This window comes from Blautia parvula, from assembly GCF_020215665.1.
In the GTDB taxonomy this organism is placed as follows: Bacteria; Bacillota; Clostridia; order Lachnospirales; family Lachnospiraceae; genus Blautia; species Blautia celeris.
The window spans coordinates 5,816,499-5,833,333 of sequence record NZ_CP084061.1; the positions used below are offsets into that span (position 1 = coordinate 5,816,499).

A 16,835-nucleotide genomic window follows, 5' to 3' on the forward strand; every position below is an offset into this window, starting at 1 on the left:
TTCGGATTTCTGTTTTCTTTGTAACGCATGTACGTGGATTGCATTACATTCTAACATCCGGCTGTCTTCTAAACTGCGATATTCTAATTACATTCTACTCATTCTTGTCATACTTGTCAAGGTAATGAGAATAATAAATATTTGCGGAAAGAATGTTTTTTTAAGATTAATGCAATAGGGAAAAATGTTCTTTTACTAATAACCGGAAAATGATTCGTAAGTTTGCAAATGCTGATTTTTATATGGTATAATAAAACAGACTGTGCTATAATCAAAACAGAATTCCTCTGCCTGTGCGGAGGTTATATATAAATCAAAACAGAAAACCGGCACAACTTTTATTTAAGGATAATTTTATGTTCGATGCAGTTATGGTGCATGAGGAAATCTGCCGTGATTTTCTGGAATTAGCTGTAGGCTTTCCAATCGAGAAGGTGGAGATCAGCAAAGAGAAAAGCATGATCTACCATCCGGAATACCGGGGCATACGGCTTGACATTATCGCCCGGGATGAAAACAGGACCCACTATAATGTGGAAATGCAGGTGGCAAAAAAATCCCATCTGGGAAAAAGAGCCCGATATTATCACAGCCAAATGGATATGGAACTGCTGCTGACCGGAGAAGACTACAGGGAACTTCCTGCGGCCTATGTGATTTTTATCTGCGATTTTGATCCATTCGGGCAGAAAAAGTACCGCTATACTTTCCAAAACATCTGCACGGAGACAGGCTTATCCATTGCAGACGGAAGCACTACTATTTTTTTGAGCACATGCGGAAACAATACGGCAGAGGTGCCTGAAAAACTTGTTAAATTTCTTGAATTTGTCAGAGCCGGCGAGGCAGACAGTACCCGGGACTACCAGGACAGCTTTATCAGAAAGATCCAGAAGTCCATGGAGGATATCAGAAGCAGCCGGGAAATGGAGGAGAAGTTTATGCTGCTGGAAGAGTTATTGAAGGATGAACGTGCAGAAGGCAGAGTGGAGGGCAGAGCAGAAGGCAAAGCGCTGGGCAAAGCGGAATCTATCCTGCTTTTGCTGCAGGATTCAGGTATGATACCGGATGAACTCAGAAGCAAAATCCTGGAGGAACAGGATACGGATATCCTTTCAAAATATCTGAAGCTGGCGGCACGCGCGGAGTCAGTTGCAGAGTTTATAAAAGAAATGGATAAAATCTAAACGGCGTTTCAAAATTATCATATAAGGATGCTGCGGCCATTTGCCTGCAGCATCCCTGTCTTACAATTCTATGCCATATCCGGCATATGACAAACCCTATCATCAATTATATTTGTAACCATCCGGCCGTCAGAAGCATTCGCGGCATTTGCCTATGAAAAAACGCTTTGCCACGGGGCAGATATCTGCTTCCGTTATTCTTATGTACGGTCAGTGCACAAAATGCGCAGGACCCGACCGGACAGTTACGTATATTTTTATATGACGGGCAGAGGAATTCTGATAGCCAGTTTCCCCGAATTATGATAGTATAAAACTACACGATTGCCCCACAGCAGAATGCCGGGCATGATCGGTTGTGCCAGAAAATAGTATAAGAAAACAGTACAGGCATCACATAAGAAAAGGAGAATGCATATGATGAAAAATTACGTTACAGGACTGCAGCATATTGGAATTCCCACAAATGATATAAAGAAAAGTCTTGAGTTTTATGAAAAACTGGGATTTGAAAATATTTATCAGGTAAAAAACGGGGCAGAGACTGTGGCCTTCCTGAGATATGAAAATTTAACACTGGAAATATATGAAAATGGTGCTGCGTCGGAGCGTGACGGCAGTGTGGATCATTTTGCGCTTGACACAAAACATGTGGAAGAGCTGTATGAGAAAATGAAACAGGAGGGATATACCATGCTGACCCCGGGAATCAACAGTCTTCCTTTTTGGGAAAAAGGAATCAAATTTTTTATCATTGAAGGGCCGAACAGAGAAAGAATCGAGTTCTGTGAGATTCTGTAGGAGGAGATGGGTATGAAAAGAGCAGTATTTGGTATTGTGGGCGCCGGATGGAGGGCTGAATTTTTCCTGAGGGCGGCAAAAGAGCTTCCGGAATTTTTTCATGTGAGCATTGTGGTGGAGCGGAATCCGGAAAAAGCAAAACGGCTGGAGCGTCAATGGGGCGTTAAGGTTCTGCCTGACCTGGATGCGCTTGCCAAGTGCAGGGAAGAGGTGGAATTTGTGGTCATGTGCCTCTCCCCGGATGTGATGCCGGCGATGCTTAATAAGGCTTCTGATCTGGGCTTTTATGTGCTCAGCGAGACATTTGCGCTGAACTGCGCAGATGCCATTGAGGAGTATTATCACGGGATCAAGGACCCATCCAGAGTGCAGTTCGCAGAGCAGTATTGGCTGCGGCCCGCCCATATGGCGAGGATGGCTGTCATTGAGTCGGGAAGGATCGGCCGTGTGACACAGGCACAGATTTCCGTGGGCCATGGATATCACGGTGTCAGCCTGCTCAGAAAATATCTGGATGTGGGATTTGAAAACTGTGAGATTCGGGCATGGGAATTTGCCAATCCCATTGTGGAAGGCCCGGGACGCGCCGGATATCCCGAGAAAGAGCAGATCATACAGGACAGACGGCAGTTTGCAGTGCTTGATTTTGGCGGCAAATGGGGTGTATTTGATTTTACGGAAGAACAGTATTTTTCGAAAATCCGGGGCAGCAGAGTGCTGATCCGAGGTGACAGAGGGGAAATAGAAAACAATACCATCCGCTGTCTGAAAGATTACAAAACACCGGTGGAATACAATATGACAAGAAGCGGTTCCGGTATAGACGAGGGCCTTGGCGCCCCGGTCATAGAGGGAATCCAGGCAGCCGGAGAATGGCTGTACCTTAATCCATTCGGAAGGCCGAGACTCAGTGACGAGGAAATTGCCGTAGCAGATACTGTCTGGAAAATGCATCAGTATGTATGCGGTGGTGAGAGCTTCTATTCCCTGGAGGAAGCCTGTCAGGACCAGTATCTTGACTGTATGATAAAAAGCGCAGTCAAGTCAGGGGAGAGCGTAAAGACCCGGAGCCATAGCTGGACAAAATAAGGAAAAGACAGGTTCAGCAGCCGGGAGAACGGAACAGTTCCCCATTTTGTATATAAAAGGAGCAGCAGCAATGGAAAAGAAAGAACAGCAGCACAAGCGCCGTGTCCGCTATAAAGGCACCCATCCAAGAAATTATAAAGAAAAATATAAAGAACTGCAGCCGGAGAAATACGCGGATACCATCCAAAAGGTCATTGAAAAAGGCAGTACACCTGCCGGAATGCACATTTCCATTATGGTAAAGGAAATCCTGGATTTTCTGCAGATACAGCCGGGGCAGACAGGTCTGGATGCAACCCTCGGGTACGGCGGACACACGTCGGAAATGCTGAAATGCCTGCAGGCAGAAGGCCATATTTATGCCCTGGATGTGGACCCCATTGAGATGGAAAAGACGAGAGAGCGGCTGCAGAAAAAAGGATACGGCCCTGAGATACTTACCATCATACAGAAAAATTTCGCTGATATTGACCAGGTGGCAGAACAGGCCGGAAAGTTTGATTTTGTTCTGGCGGACCTGGGCGTATCCTCCATGCAGATAGACAATCCTGACAGAGGATTTTCCTACAAAACGGACGGACCTCTGGATCTGAGGCTGAATCCCCAAAAGGGTGTCTCCGCTGCGCAGCGCCTTAAGGAAGTGACCCAGGAAGAACTGGAGGGAATGCTGGTAGAAAATTCAGACGAGCCTTTTGCAGAGGAGATCGCCAGGGCTGTTATGCAGGAATTAAAAAAAGGAAATGAGGTGTCCACCACCACACAGCTTCGCAGAATCATCGAGAAAGCACTCTGCCGTGTACCGGAAAAGGAGCGGGAGGAGGCTGTGAAAAAATCCTGCCAGAGAACCTTCCAGGCACTCAGGATTGATGTGAACAGCGAGTTTGAGGTGCTGGAAGCCTTTCTGGAGAAGCTGCCCGATGTTCTGGCAGAGGGCGGCCGCGCGGCTATTCTGACCTTTCATTCAGGGGAGGACAGGCTTGTGAAAAAATCCTTCAAGCAGCTTTGCAAAGCAGGTGTATACAGGGAAGTATCCACAGAAGTGATCCGGCCGTCCGCAGAGGAATGCAGAAGAAATCCACGTGCAAGGTCTACAAAAATGCGCTGGGCCGTCAAAGCATAACAAGAAGCTTAAAGACCATGGCATGGAGATTCATAAGTAATTATGGCCTCCATGCCGTTTTTTGTAACATGGCTGTCACAACTCTTTTTTATCCTTTAACAGGATGGATGAAGTAAACGATTTGATTCCATACTGAGAAAGGGAGTATAAAAGAATTATGAAAATATTAAAGAAACTGATTTTCGCCGTTTGTCTGTTATTTCTTCTGACCGCAGGCTGTATCTTCTATGCATTTCGGATCGAACCGTTCCGGATCAGCGTCAATACCTTTGCCATGGGGGCAGAAGAAAGCAGTGCAGAACCTGTAAAGATCGTTCAGATCTCAGATATTCATATAAAGGAGGACTTCACATACAAAAATCTGGAGAAAATAGTGGAGAGATGCAATCGCCTGTCACCGGATTTTGTTGTCTTTACAGGAGATTTATATGATAATTATGCAAAATACAGCGATGACAGCCGCATTATCTCCGAATTGAAAAAGCTGCATGCGGAATATGGAAAGATTGCCATATGGGGAAACAGGGACTACGGTGGCGGCGCGGTGCGAAAATATCAGGAGATCATGGAACTTTCGGGGTTTACATTACTTAAAAATGAGAGTATGTTCATTACAACGAAGAACGGGAAAAAAATACAGTTTACAGGTCTGGATGATTCTCTTCTGGGGCAGCCGTCCATGCCGGATATGACCGGAACGGACGCGGCGGATTTTAAGATCCTCCTGACCCATGAGCCGGACAGCGTCCTGACGTTTCCGGACAGCGGTCATCCACTGATCTTAAGCGGGCACAGCCATGGAGGGCAGGTCAGGATTCCGTTTCTTCCCTTTGTAAACGAAAGGGCCGTGGCAGCGACCTCCCTCTCCTCCAAATACAGCGGAGGGATGTACCGGGTGGGAGAGGAGGGGAAACAGAAGCTGTATGTAAATACCGGACTTGGGACTACCCATATTTCCGCCCGCTTTGGTGTGGTTCCGGAGATCACAGTGTTTGAAATTTATATCTGAATATTGGGGAGAGAGAACACATGAAGGTTTTGATCGCAGAAGATGATGAAAATATGAGCCGTATTTTAAAGCTGTATCTGGAGAGAGAGGGGTACACCGTGCAGACTGTTTTTAACGGGGAGGACGCGCTTGATTATTTTGAAACGGATGGGGCGGACCTGATGATCTTAGACTGGATGATGCCCGGAAGAGACGGACTTTCTGTGTGCAGGGAGATCCGCCGTATGAAAATTCCGGTGAAGATCATCATGCTCACCGCAAAGTCAGCAGCGGCCAGTGAATTGCAGGGCCTTGTCACAGGGGCAGACGATTATATCAGGAAACCTTTTGATATGGAAATCCTGCTGGTGCGCATAAAAAAACTGTGCAATATGGAATCCATCCTGCGCTGCGGAGCGGTTTCCCTGAATCCCCAGACTCATGAGGTGCGGATGGACCAAAAGAAGGTGGATCTGACGAAAAAGGAATACGATCTGCTTCATTATTTTCTCGTGAATAAGAACATGATCCTGTCCAGGGAACAGATTTTGGACAGCGTCTGGGGGATGGATTACGCAGGGGATGTGCGGACCGTGGATACGCATATCCGGCGTCTGAGAAAAAAGATCGGTGATTCCTGCATCAAAACCAGTTTTGGTTCAGGCTATAGGATGGAGGAAGCTTATGAATAAGCTATCACAAAAATTCATGGCAGGCATTCTTGTCATACTGTCTGTTTCCACCTGTGCATCAGCCCTGTTAAACGCCGGTTTTGTGGATAAATATTATCTGCACCAGAAAAAAAAGAGTCTCTCTGAGATTTGCGGCAGGCTCATGGAAGCAGTGGATGACGGCGTACCCTATGAAGAGGCGATCCGGGAAATTGAGGCGGAAAATAAAGTGATAGCCGTATCCGCAGACAGCCGCAGCTCGGACAATGACATGATCAATTATGAAATAAGAGATGCTTTTCAGGTAAAAGGTGTTGGGTTTCAGAAGTTCTGGCTGTGGGAAGAAGATTACAAAGAGGTGATGCGCGGGAAGAACAGAATCCGCCTCTACAGCCAGGAAAAATTAAATTACAGTCTGCTTGTGGAATACGCTGCCGGGGACTCCAGACTGTTTTCAGTTGCCATGATCCTTCCTGATATAAAAGATGCGGTCCGGATCATGAACGCATGTACGGTATCCATCAGTTTCCTTACCATTTTACTGTCTCTTCTGTTTATTTTTATTCTGGTGAGAAGGGTGACCGCGCCGCTGAAACAATTCGATGCCTTTGCTGCCTCCATGGGAAGAAACGAATTTCATCCGCTGGAGATCCATACGAATGATGAACTGGAGAGGGCAGCCGCCAATCTCAATGCCATGGGAAACCAGATCACGGCCTACCAGAAATCCCTGCAGAATAAAAAGGAACAGATGGAACAGCTTCTGGACAATGTCGCCCACGATCTGAAAACGCCGGTTTCCCTGATCAGGCTCTATGCAGACGGGATAAAAGACGGTCTGGATGACGGCACCTTTCTGGACACGATCATGCAGCAGAGCAGTCAGATGGACCGGATGATAAACAGGCTGCTGTTTTTGACCCGCATTGAGAAAAAAGAGCCATCCCTTGAACCATATGATCTCAGTGACATGCTGCAGGATATCCTGGAATCCTGCACGCCGCTTTCGAAAGAGCAGAATCTGGAATTTGTCCCGGATATCCAAGCGCAGACTGTGGTGACAACAAACGGAGAGTGGATGGAATCTGTTTTTTCCAACCTGATTACAAACGCCGTAAAATACGCTTCCGGTCATAAGATATGGATCACCCTGCAGAAAAACGCCGAACAGGTGGTTTTCATCATAAAAAATGAGTGCCGGAAGGAACACCTGAATCTGGAGAAAATATGGGATCCATACTATGTGGGAGAGCAGTCACGCAATAAACATCTTTCCGGGACAGGACTGGGCCTTACGATGGTGAAGAAAATGGTTCAGAAGCTAAACTGCGAGATAACCTGTACCTTAGAAGACGAAATGCTCTCTTTTATCCTGAAGATACCCCTGGATTGATCCAAAGAGACATCGGATCTTCCGGAACGATAAAACCCGTACCAAAAGACTGCCGTAATGCAGCCTTATGATACGGGCTTTTTATGCTTATTCTGTAATCTCTCCGCCGGTCTCAAAGAGGCGGTCTTTGAAATAATATTTCTTATCCTCATCCGTGATCTCTTTGATGACCCTGGCCGGATTTCCCACGGCCACGCTGTTGTCCGGGATATCCTTTGTGACAACACTGCCGGAGCCGATCACCACATTGTTTCCAATATGCACGCCCGGATTGATCACCACATTGCCGCCTACCCATACATTGTCACCGATGGATATTCCGATACCATATTCCCAGCCGGAATTTCTGGTTTCCGGGTGCAGGGGATGGCCGGCAGTGTAGATGGAGACATTGGGGGCAAACATAACATTTTTTCCGATGGTCACTTTAGCGACATCTAAAATCACACAGTTGGCATTGGCGAAGAAGTTTTCACCCACTTCTGTGTTGCTGCCGTAATCAAAATAGATGGGCTGTTCCATCCAGACATTCTCTCCGGTCTTTCCCAGCAGTTCCTTTAAGATGGCAACTCTTTTTTCTCCCTGGGAAGGGCGGCACTGGTTAAAGTCATAGCAAAGCTCTTTTGCTTTTGCACGCTCTTCGGTAAGCACGGTATCTGCCGGGTAGTAGAGCATTTCTTTCAGCATGCGTTCTTTTTGCGTCATAATCTGTTACCTTTCATAAATTCTTGTGATTTTCCGTATCCGGTTCTGTAAATCCTGCGAAAATTCACCGGGCAGGAGCCGCCACTTCCAGTTTTCACCCAGAGTGGACGGGGTGTTCATGCGGCAGTCATTGCCAAGGCCCAGGTAATCCTGCATGGGGATGATGCACAGGCGTGCGCAGCTTCCCATGACCCGGCAGATGACCTCCCAGTACAGACTTCTGTCTGCAGTAGTGTAGTCGTGCAGGTAATCACGCAGCATTTCCTTTTCCTTCGCTGAAATATCCTGGTACCAACCATTTAATGTGGCATTGTCATGGGTGCCTGTATAGACCACGGAATTCTCAGGATAATTGTGGGGCAGGTAGTCACTGGCACATCCCGTATCCCTGGTGTCAAAGGCAAATTCAAACACTTTCATGCCGGGAAATCCGCTTTCCCAGACCATATGGCGCACAGAATCGGTCACATATCCCAGATCTTCGGCAATGACATCTCTCCAGCCAAGGACTTCCTTCATTTTGTTGAAAATCTCCATGCCGGGGCCTTTTTCCCAGTGCCCGTTCCAGGCGGTGGTGTCTCCGTAGGGAATGGAAAAATATTCGTCAAATCCCCGGAAATGGTCGATTCTCACCACGTCATAGAGCCGGAAGGTGTAGGAGAGACGTTCCATCCACCAGGCAAATCCGGTGTTTCTATGGTAATCCCAGCGGTAAAGAGGATTGCCCCAGAGCTGGCCGTCTGCGGCGAATCCATCGGGCGGACAGCCGGCTACAGCCACGGGCACATTATCTTCGTCAAGCTGGAACAGCTCCGGATGTGCCCAGGTATCAGCACTATCGTAGGCAACATAGATGGGGATATCCCCGATGATCCGGATGCCCTTTTGGTTTGCATAGGATTTCAGCTTCTGCCACTGGCAGGTGAACTGAAACTGCATATATTTGTAAAATTCGATATCAAAATACAGTTTTTCCCTGTAGTAGTCCAGGGCATATCCATAGCGTTTTCTGATATCCTCCGGCCATTGGTCCCAGCATTCATCCCCGAAGAAATTCTTCACTGCCATGAAGAGCGCATAGTCCTCAAGCCACCAGGAATTATCGGAACAAAAAGTCAGAAAATCCTGATTCTGTGATACATTGCTCCGCTCGTATGCTGTGCGGAGCAGTTTAAAACGCGCTTTGTATATCTTTCCGTAGTCCACAGACCTGGGATCGCTGCCGAAGTCAGCATCGTCGCATTCTTCCTGCGAGAGTACACCCTCGCTGATCAGAACCTCCAGGTCAATAAAGTAAGGATTGCCTGCATAGGTGGAGAATGACTGGTAAGGTGAATCTCCGTAGCTTGTGGGACCCAGAGGCAGAATCTGCCAGTATTTCTGCCCGGCAGATGCGAGCTGGTCCGCAAATGTATAGGCTTCTTTTGAAAAACAGCCGATTCCGTAGCCTGACGGAAGGCTGGATATGGGAAGTAAAATTCCGCTTTCTCTCATAGGTAAAACCCCCTGATCGTATTCAGAGCCGGCGGATGTACCGCTTGGGCTTATGGGGTTATTTTATCATAGATGCAGCGGAAATGGAAACCTATTTGTAACGAATCAGCAGGTCTGCCCGTAACTGTGAGGGTACCCAACCGTTACATTTATTTCTCCAGTTCCAGCACCAATACCTGGTAGCCGTGTAAGGTTATGGAATGATCTGTAAGGTTCATATCAGGATAGTTGTTGATCAGGACCTTTTTGCAGGCAGCAGGCAGTTCTATGGTCTGCTCCTCCTTCTGGTAATTGCCGATCACAAGCAGGTCCTTGTCACCTCTGCGGAAATAGGACATAAGGTTGTGGCGCTCCTCGAGATAGGGAACCAGCTCCCCGTACACTACGGTTTCCTGATATTCCGGATCTTTTCTCAGGGCGATCAGTGCCTTATAGAAAGCGTACACGGAATTTTCATCATGGATCTGGGATTCCACATTGATCTCTGTGTAGTTGGGATTGAGGATAAGCCATGGTTTACCTGTAGTGAAGCCGGCGTTCTCCCGGCTGTTCCACTGCATGGGAGATCTGGCGTTGTCACGGTTGTAGGTTGCCATGATCTTCAGCGCCTCTTCCTCAGAATATCCGGCCTCCCGTGCTACGTGGTACTGGTCAAGAGCGCTGATATCGTCAACCTCCTCCAGTGGGATCACACCCAGGTTTTCCATGCCGATCTCCTGTCCCTGATAGATGAAAGGAAGGCCTTTCAGCATGAAATACAGGGCAGCCAGCATTTTTTTGCTGGTATCGCAGCAGTCACCTTCCGGAATATAGTAGCTGACACCCCGGGGCTCGTCATGGTTTTCAATGATGTTGGATAAAAATCCGATGTCACCTACGCGCTTTTGGGAGTGGAAGCAGCATTTCTTGTAGTCATCCGGTGTGATGCGTTTACAGTCATACCATCCCTTTTCACTCTTGCCGAAAGAGGTTTCGGCAAAGTCAAACATGGAGGAGAAGTAGCCGTTGTCTCCGATGAAATCAGGAATCTCCTCTTCTTTTTCATTGAACACTTCACCTACCGTAAACGCGTCGTGGGGCTTGAAGGTGCGGTCACGCATTTCGCCCAGAAATTCACCAACCCCTGTGGCATCCTCCAGCATATTGTCAATGAGGCTCAATCCGTCTTCGCGGTCAACCGGGTAATCTTTGTAAGGAAGCTTTTTCTTGATATTGATGATCGCGTCAATGCGGAACCCGCCAAGGCCCTTGTCCAGCCACCAGTTGATGTTTTTGTAAACCTCTTCCCTGACGGCTTCGTTTTCCCAGTTCAGGTCCGGCTGTTTTTTGTGGAACACGTGCATGTACTGCTTGTCCGGGCGTCCGGGAAGGGGTTCCCACACAGAGCCGCCGAAGTAGCTTCTCCAGTTGCAGGGCAGTTCGCCTTCTTTTCTGTCCTCTATGTAGAAGAAGTTGCCGTATTCCCCGTCCGGGTCCGCGCAGGCCTTTTGGAACCATTCATGTTCATCGGAACAGTGGTTTACCACCAGGTCCATGAGAATGTACATACCGCGTTTTTCTGCCTCTTTCAGCAGGTGGTCCATATCCTCCATGGTGCCGAAGGAGGGGTCGATTTTATAGTAATCCGAGATATCATAACCCTGGTCTGCAAAAGGAGATGCATAGATGGGGGAAATCCAGATGATGTCCACACCCAAATCCTTTAAATAGTCCAGCTTGCTGATGATGCCCGGCAGATCACCGATGCCGTCTCCGTTGGAATCATAAAAACTTTTTGGATAAATCTGATATGCCACTTTGCCGTGCCACCATTTTCTTTGCATGTTCAATATACCTCCGTATGATCGATCTGATTTTTGGCAGCTTTCTTCTGCCGCCTGACGAGGATTATTATACTGACATTTGACACGGTTTGTCTTACGAATATTTGATTAAAAACTACGAAATTATGACTTTTCGCTGCGGAAAGTTTTTCTGTACTGCAGAGGTGTGGAGCCGGTCTTCTTACGGAACTCCCGAAGAAAATTCCCAAGATTGTTGAAACCGCAGTCCAGGCAGATGTCCATGACCGGCAGTTCCGTGTCCTGGAGCAGGGTGATGGCACGGCCGATGCGGTATTCATTGATATAGGTGACAGGCGTCCTGCCGATGGCCTTTTTAAAAAAGCGGCAGAAATACTGTTCGTTCATGCCTGCCTGCCGGGCCAGGTCGTGGATATAGAATTTTTCCTGATAATGTTCATGGATGTAAGCCAGGGAATTTTTGATGATTTCCACTCTGTAATCATCGGTTTTCTCCTGTGTGGTCAGCAGTCCCTCACCTGCCAGAATACCCAGTATTTTCAGGAGGCCGGCCCGGATAAAGAGCTGGGAGGGCAGGTCTTCCGTCACCGTCTGCCCTTCCTTTGAGAGGTAGGAACCACTCTGGTAAAATACATTTACAATATCCAGATATTCTTTTTTGACTGCAGAAAAGGCGGGGTCCTTAGGACTCAGACACAGGGGGAAATAGAGTTTTTTCTTTAACAGGGGCTGGAGGATACGGCTCTGGGCGATATCATAATTGTCAAAACTTAAAATGCGAGGGTGAAAGAGCACGGCAGATTCCAGGCAGGCGGACTTTGGATGGATGGAATGCAGATCCCCGGCGTTGATGAAATAAAAACACTCCTCCTGTATGTGATAAGTCTCCATATTGACATCCAGTTGGAAGTCTCCTTTCATAAAATACAGGATTTCCACCTCGTCATGCCAGTGATGTTTTACTCCTTCCCAGTCTGTGACCTCGAAGATTTCATAGAGGCCGCAGGGGAAAGAGGCTGTGCCGTGGTCTTTCTGCTCCTTCAGATCCATATCAGAGTTGTCCGGTAATTTCATATGCTCCCCGCCTTTCCAGGGGCGTGTTTGTAACCATTTTAACGATTTGCGCCCCGTACTAAATCATTCTGATAAAAAGCATAGCACAGAATATTGGGAGCAACAAGGAAAATATGTGGGTATATGGCTGAACCGGACGTCATGGGGGCATGGGTATCTCTCACGCAGACACCCGCAACGCTCAGTCAAGCTAACCGTTAACTGCAACTAAGAGCACTCGGGAGAGCCCTCGTGTCTAAGTTTCCGTAAACGGTGGATCTTGCCATCGCTAAAAGCGCGGGAATGTCTGCATGAGAGATACCCATGCCCCCATGACTGTGCGTTGGAAGCGAGAATTTTAAAATATTATGTTTTTGAAATCTTCCGTTATCCAATATACAGTCACCCGGGCCCTGGCATCTCTTACGCAAACATTTGCCCGCGTATTTAGGGAGGACGAGATCCACCGTTTACGGAAACTTAGGCGCGAGGGCTTTCCCGAGCGTCTTAGTTGCAGTTAACGGTTAGCTCGGCCGAGCGTTGCGGGTGTTTGCGTAAGAGATGCCAGGGGCCGGGTGACGTCCGGTTAGGAAAAAACTTAAATATCCTCTTGACTCTGACGGAGCGTCATAGTGTAATCTGTAAATCAGGAAAGACAGGAGGAAGAAATATATGAGGACTGTAAAACAGGTTTCTGAAATGACAGGTATCAGCGTGCGTGCGCTTCATTATTATGATCAGATCGGTCTGTTAAGACCCACGGTATGTAATGAGGCGGGATACAGGTTTTATGACGATAAAGCCCTGGAGATTCTGCGGCAGATTCTATTCTTTCGGGAGTTTGATATGCCCCTGAAAGAAATAAAGGCCATTCTGGACAGTCCTGATTATGACCGGGAGCAGGTTTTGAGAAGCCAGAAAAGACTTCTGGAACTGAAAATGAAGCGCCTGGAACGCCTGATTTCCAACATGAATGACATTTTGAAAGGAGAAGACAAGATGGATTTTGATGTGTTCAGCAAAGCGGAAATTGAAGAGTTATATAAACATATGACAGACAAAATGAATGAGAGCCAGAGACAGGCAGTCCGGGAGAAATTCGGCAGTATGGAGGCTTTCAAAGCGCATTATATAGAAAATGCATCCAGTGAAAATGTACAGGAAAACTTCAAAAAAGTGGTGGAGTGGTACGGCGATAAGCAGGCTGCACTGGATGCCTCAAAAAATCCTGCCGGTGCTGAGGTCGTGCAGGCATACCAGAACCGGCTTAATGATATCTGCAGCAGACTGGCAGCAAAAAGAGAGATGCCGCAGGATTCTTTTGAGGTCAAATCCCTTATCGGCGAGTATGAATTTGTTTCAAAACAGCTTTACCAGATATCCGACGCAGAGAAAATAATGCTGGAGCTGGCAGATCTTTACCGGGAAAATCAGGCAGCAAAAGAGGCATTTGACGGACAGTACGGGGAAGGTATGGCACAGTATTTTGCAGGGGCCATATGGGAATATTTTAAGTGATTGGAAGACAGCAGGCTGTCGGACGGAGTCCATTCCGTCCGGCAGGCCTGTTTTTTTAGGTCAAAATCAGCCTAATATGTGTCAAAAACGTCATATTGTCTTTTACTCCGCGCGAAGGTAAAATGAAGAAAGAATAAATCACGCGGATAGGAGAAACAAAGTGGAAAATAAATATGTGATCAACTGGGAAAAATACGCCTCCCTTGCCCGTCAGGCAGCAGCAGAGGGAGCGGTACTGCTTAAAAATGACGATCAGGCCCTGCCCTTAAAAAAGGAGACGATTTCCGTATTCGGCAGGATCCAGTTCCATTATTATAAGAGCGGAACCGGTTCAGGAGGCCTTGTAAATGCAAAATATGTAGTGGGTATAACCGATGCCCTGCTGGAGGAAGAAAATTTGTCCGTCAATGAGGAACTGGCAGAGGTTTACCGTTCCTGGATCGCAGAGCATCCTTTTGACCAGGGAAGCGGCTGGGCGCAGGAGCCCTGGTGCCAGGAGGAAATGCCTCTGGAAGAAAAACTGGTGGAGGAGGCAGCAGCCAAATCCGACGCGGCAGTCATTGTGATCGGCCGTACTGCTGGGGAGGACAGGGACGCTTCGGCAGAGAAGGGAAGCTATCTTCTGACGGATTTGGAAGAGGATATGCTTTCTAAGGTGTGCCGTGCCTTTGAGAGAGTCATTGTTGTCCTGAATGTGGGAAATATCATTGACATGAAGTGGGTGGATAAATACAGACCATCCGCTGTTCTTTACACCTGGCAGGGAGGCCAGGAAGGCGGCCACAGTGTTGCAGATGTGCTGACAGGACGGGTAAATCCCTGCGGAAAACTGGCTGATACCATCGCACATGATATCTCTGACTACCCCTCCACAGAGAATTTCGGTGGAGATACCTTTGATCTCTACACAGAGGATATCTATGTGGGGTACCGTTATTTTGAGACGTTTGCCAGGGACAAAGTGCTGTATCCCTTTGGATTTGGTCTGTCTTATACCGGCTTTGGAATCACGTGCAGCCCCGCAGAACACCGGGATGGGGAGACAATAGTCCGTGTAAAGGTCACCAACACAGGCGCCCTTCCGGGAAAAGAAGTGGTGCAGGTATATGTAAATCCTCCCCAGGGAAAATTAGGGAAACCCCTTAGAAATCTGGCTGCGTTTGCCAAGACAAAATGCCTTGTTCCGGGAGAAGAACAGGAACTTACCTTAAAGTTTTCGGATTATGATATCGCCTCCTATGACGACAGCGGCGTGACAGGACACAAGTCCTGTTATGTTCTGGAGAAGGGCAGTTATGAAGTCTATGCAGGTACAGATGTGCGAAGCGCCGAAGCTGCCGGAAGCTTTGAGATTCCGGAGACAGAGGTGATTTCTGCCTGTACGGAAGCTGCCGGCCCGGTCAGGAAATTTGAGAGAATGCGCGTCGGAAAAGGCGGTGTTTTGGCGTGGGAAGAGGTGCCTGTGCGCACTCATAAAATGCAGGAACGTGTGCAGACGGAAACGCTTCCGGACATTACTTACACAGGGGATAAAGGATACACACTGGGAGAAGTTTTTGACGGGGAACTGTCCCTGGACGAATTTCTGGCACAGCTTTCAGAGGAGGATCTGTGCTGCATCGTCAGAGGGGAAGGCATGTGTTCTCCAAAGGTAACGCCCGGAACTGCAGCGGCTTTCGGCGGTGTCACGGAATCCCTGCAGAGGTACGGCATTCCCTGCGGCTGCTGTGCGGACGGCCCTTCCGGTATCCGTATGGACTGCGGAACACCTGCATTTTCCATGCCGAACGGTACTTGTCTGGCCTGCACATTTGACACGGAGCTGTCGGAAGCCTTATACGAAATGGAAGGTGCTGAGCTCAGGAAAAACCGCATTGATACGCTTCTCGGCCCCGGAATCAATATCCACAGAAATCCCTTAAATGGGCGTAACTTTGAATATTTCTCAGAGGACCCGTATCTGACCGGTATGATGGCATCCGCCCAGTTAAAGGGTATGGCACGCTATGGTGTAACAGGAACCGTGAAACATTTTGCGGCCAATAACCAGGAATACCACAGAAGACTTCTGGACTCCGTCATGTCAGAGCGGGCACTGAGGGAAATCTATCTCCGGGGCTTTGAGATCGCAGTAAAAGAGGGAAAAGCCTATTCCATCATGACCACCTACGGCGCAATAAACGGTCTGTGGACAGCCAGCAATTACGACCTTCTGACCACCATCCTGAGGAAAGAATGGAATTTTGACGGTATGGTCATGACTGACTGGTGGGCTGACTTAAACGACGAGGGAGGCCCTGCCTCCACGGATAATCTGGCCGCTATGGTACGGAGTCAGAATGATGTCTATATGGTGACACAGGATTCGCTCACAAATAAAGATAACCTGATGAAGAGCCTGAAAGAGGGAACTCTGAAACGCGGCGCTCTTCTGCGGAGTGCGGGAAATATCTGCCGCATGCTCATGAAATCTCCGGTGATGGAACGGTCCCTCGGCAGAATGTCCGAGGAGGAAAAAAAGGCCGGTGAAGTTATGGCCGGAGAGGACAAGGTGGATTTTGATATTACCTATCACAAGGTGGACGGAAAGCTGGTTCTGGACGGTACAGAGATAGATACGTCAAAAGGAAAAAGCGTGGTGTACGGGATTTTACTGGATACTTTCGGATCTTATACCGTGCGCCTGAAAGTAAAGGCAGACGGCAGTGAGCTGGCGCAGATTCCTGTCTCCGTATTTGCAAACGGGCACCTGGAGGGGACGATTACCATCAACGGAACGAATGGGGAGTGGATAGAGATAGAAAAAACCATTGGTCCGTTGTTCGGCCCTCATAACTATATAAGGCTGTATTTTGCACAGGGAGGAATGAAGATCCAGACCGTGACAGTGGAACTGCAGGAAGAGATGAGCAGAGGCTTTTGATAGGAAAAGGATGACACCGCATGCAGGCTGTTCCCACGTTTGGGGCGCGTGATACAGGCGGAAATATAGAACGCGGTATGATATATACGGC

Annotated in this window: 13 protein-coding genes; 9 read left to right on the forward strand and 4 right to left on the reverse strand. The window is 48.0% G+C overall.

Annotation, left to right across the window (positions count from 1 at the left end; all coding sequences use genetic code 11):
* Positions 1 to 356: 356 nt before the first annotated feature.
* The 7 genes from LC508_RS26405 to LC508_RS26435 all read left to right on the forward strand — a co-directional run bounded on the left by LC508_RS26405 (position 357) and on the right by LC508_RS26435 (position 7,249).
* Positions 357 to 1,187: an Rpn family recombination-promoting nuclease/putative transposase gene (locus LC508_RS26405; RefSeq protein ID WP_103731698.1), complete on the forward strand. Its 831-nt coding sequence runs from the start codon at positions 357 to 359 to the stop codon at positions 1,185 to 1,187.
* 417 nt (positions 1,188 to 1,604) lie between these two features.
* Positions 1,605 to 1,988, forward strand: a complete 384-nt coding sequence (locus LC508_RS26410; protein WP_033140236.1) for a VOC family protein — start codon at positions 1,605 to 1,607, stop codon at positions 1,986 to 1,988.
* 12 nt (positions 1,989 to 2,000) lie between these two features.
* Positions 2,001 to 3,077: a Gfo/Idh/MocA family protein gene (locus LC508_RS26415; RefSeq protein ID WP_158587233.1), complete on the forward strand. Its 1,077-nt coding sequence runs from the start codon at positions 2,001 to 2,003 to the stop codon at positions 3,075 to 3,077.
* A gap of 70 nt (positions 3,078 to 3,147) precedes the next feature.
* Positions 3,148 to 4,197 (forward strand): 16S rRNA (cytosine(1402)-N(4))-methyltransferase RsmH, encoded by a 1,050-nt coding sequence (gene rsmH / locus LC508_RS26420; protein WP_033140234.1) that lies wholly within the window; start codon positions 3,148 to 3,150, stop codon positions 4,195 to 4,197.
* Between the two features lie 157 nt (positions 4,198 to 4,354).
* Positions 4,355 to 5,206: a metallophosphoesterase gene (locus LC508_RS26425; protein WP_103733065.1), complete on the forward strand. Its 852-nt coding sequence runs from the start codon at positions 4,355 to 4,357 to the stop codon at positions 5,204 to 5,206.
* A 20-nt stretch (positions 5,207 to 5,226) separates the two neighbouring features.
* Positions 5,227 to 5,877, forward strand: a complete 651-nt coding sequence (locus LC508_RS26430) for a response regulator transcription factor (RefSeq protein ID WP_103733064.1) — start codon at positions 5,227 to 5,229, stop codon at positions 5,875 to 5,877.
* Positions 5,870 to 7,249, forward strand: coding sequence for a sensor histidine kinase (locus LC508_RS26435; RefSeq protein ID WP_118593816.1), 1,380 nt, complete (start codon positions 5,870 to 5,872; stop codon positions 7,247 to 7,249). Before LC508_RS26430 ends, LC508_RS26435 begins: the two co-directional genes overlap by 8 nt.
* A gap of 87 nt (positions 7,250 to 7,336) precedes the next feature.
* Here LC508_RS26435 and LC508_RS26440 read toward each other — a convergent pair whose 3' ends face one another.
* The 4 genes from LC508_RS26440 to LC508_RS26455 form a co-directional block, all read right to left on the reverse strand.
* Positions 7,337 to 7,954, reverse strand: a complete 618-nt coding sequence (locus tag LC508_RS26440; RefSeq protein WP_033140230.1) for a sugar O-acetyltransferase — start codon at positions 7,952 to 7,954, stop codon at positions 7,337 to 7,339.
* A 6-nt stretch (positions 7,955 to 7,960) separates the two neighbouring features.
* Complete coding sequence (malQ, locus tag LC508_RS26445) at positions 7,961 to 9,448, reverse strand: 4-alpha-glucanotransferase (protein ID WP_033140229.1); 1,488 nt, start codon at positions 9,446 to 9,448, stop codon at positions 7,961 to 7,963.
* A gap of 149 nt (positions 9,449 to 9,597) precedes the next feature.
* Positions 9,598 to 11,271, reverse strand: coding sequence for an alpha-glucosidase (locus LC508_RS26450; RefSeq protein ID WP_103732787.1), 1,674 nt, complete (start codon positions 11,269 to 11,271; stop codon positions 9,598 to 9,600).
* Positions 11,272 to 11,394: 123 nt separating this feature from the next.
* On the reverse strand, positions 11,395 to 12,324 hold the full coding sequence (locus tag LC508_RS26455) for a helix-turn-helix domain-containing protein (protein WP_054351045.1): 930 nt from the start codon (positions 12,322 to 12,324) through the stop codon (positions 11,395 to 11,397).
* Positions 12,325 to 12,975: 651 nt separating this feature from the next.
* On the opposite strand from LC508_RS26455, the gene LC508_RS26460 reads away from it, so the two are divergent.
* Positions 12,976 to 13,821 (forward strand): MerR family transcriptional regulator, encoded by an 846-nt coding sequence (locus tag LC508_RS26460; RefSeq protein ID WP_054351046.1) that lies wholly within the window; start codon positions 12,976 to 12,978, stop codon positions 13,819 to 13,821.
* 160 nt (positions 13,822 to 13,981) lie between these two features.
* Positions 13,982 to 16,744: a glycoside hydrolase family 3 protein gene (locus LC508_RS26465; protein WP_103732799.1), complete on the forward strand. Its 2,763-nt coding sequence runs from the start codon at positions 13,982 to 13,984 to the stop codon at positions 16,742 to 16,744.
* Positions 16,745 to 16,835 lie beyond the last annotated feature (91 nt).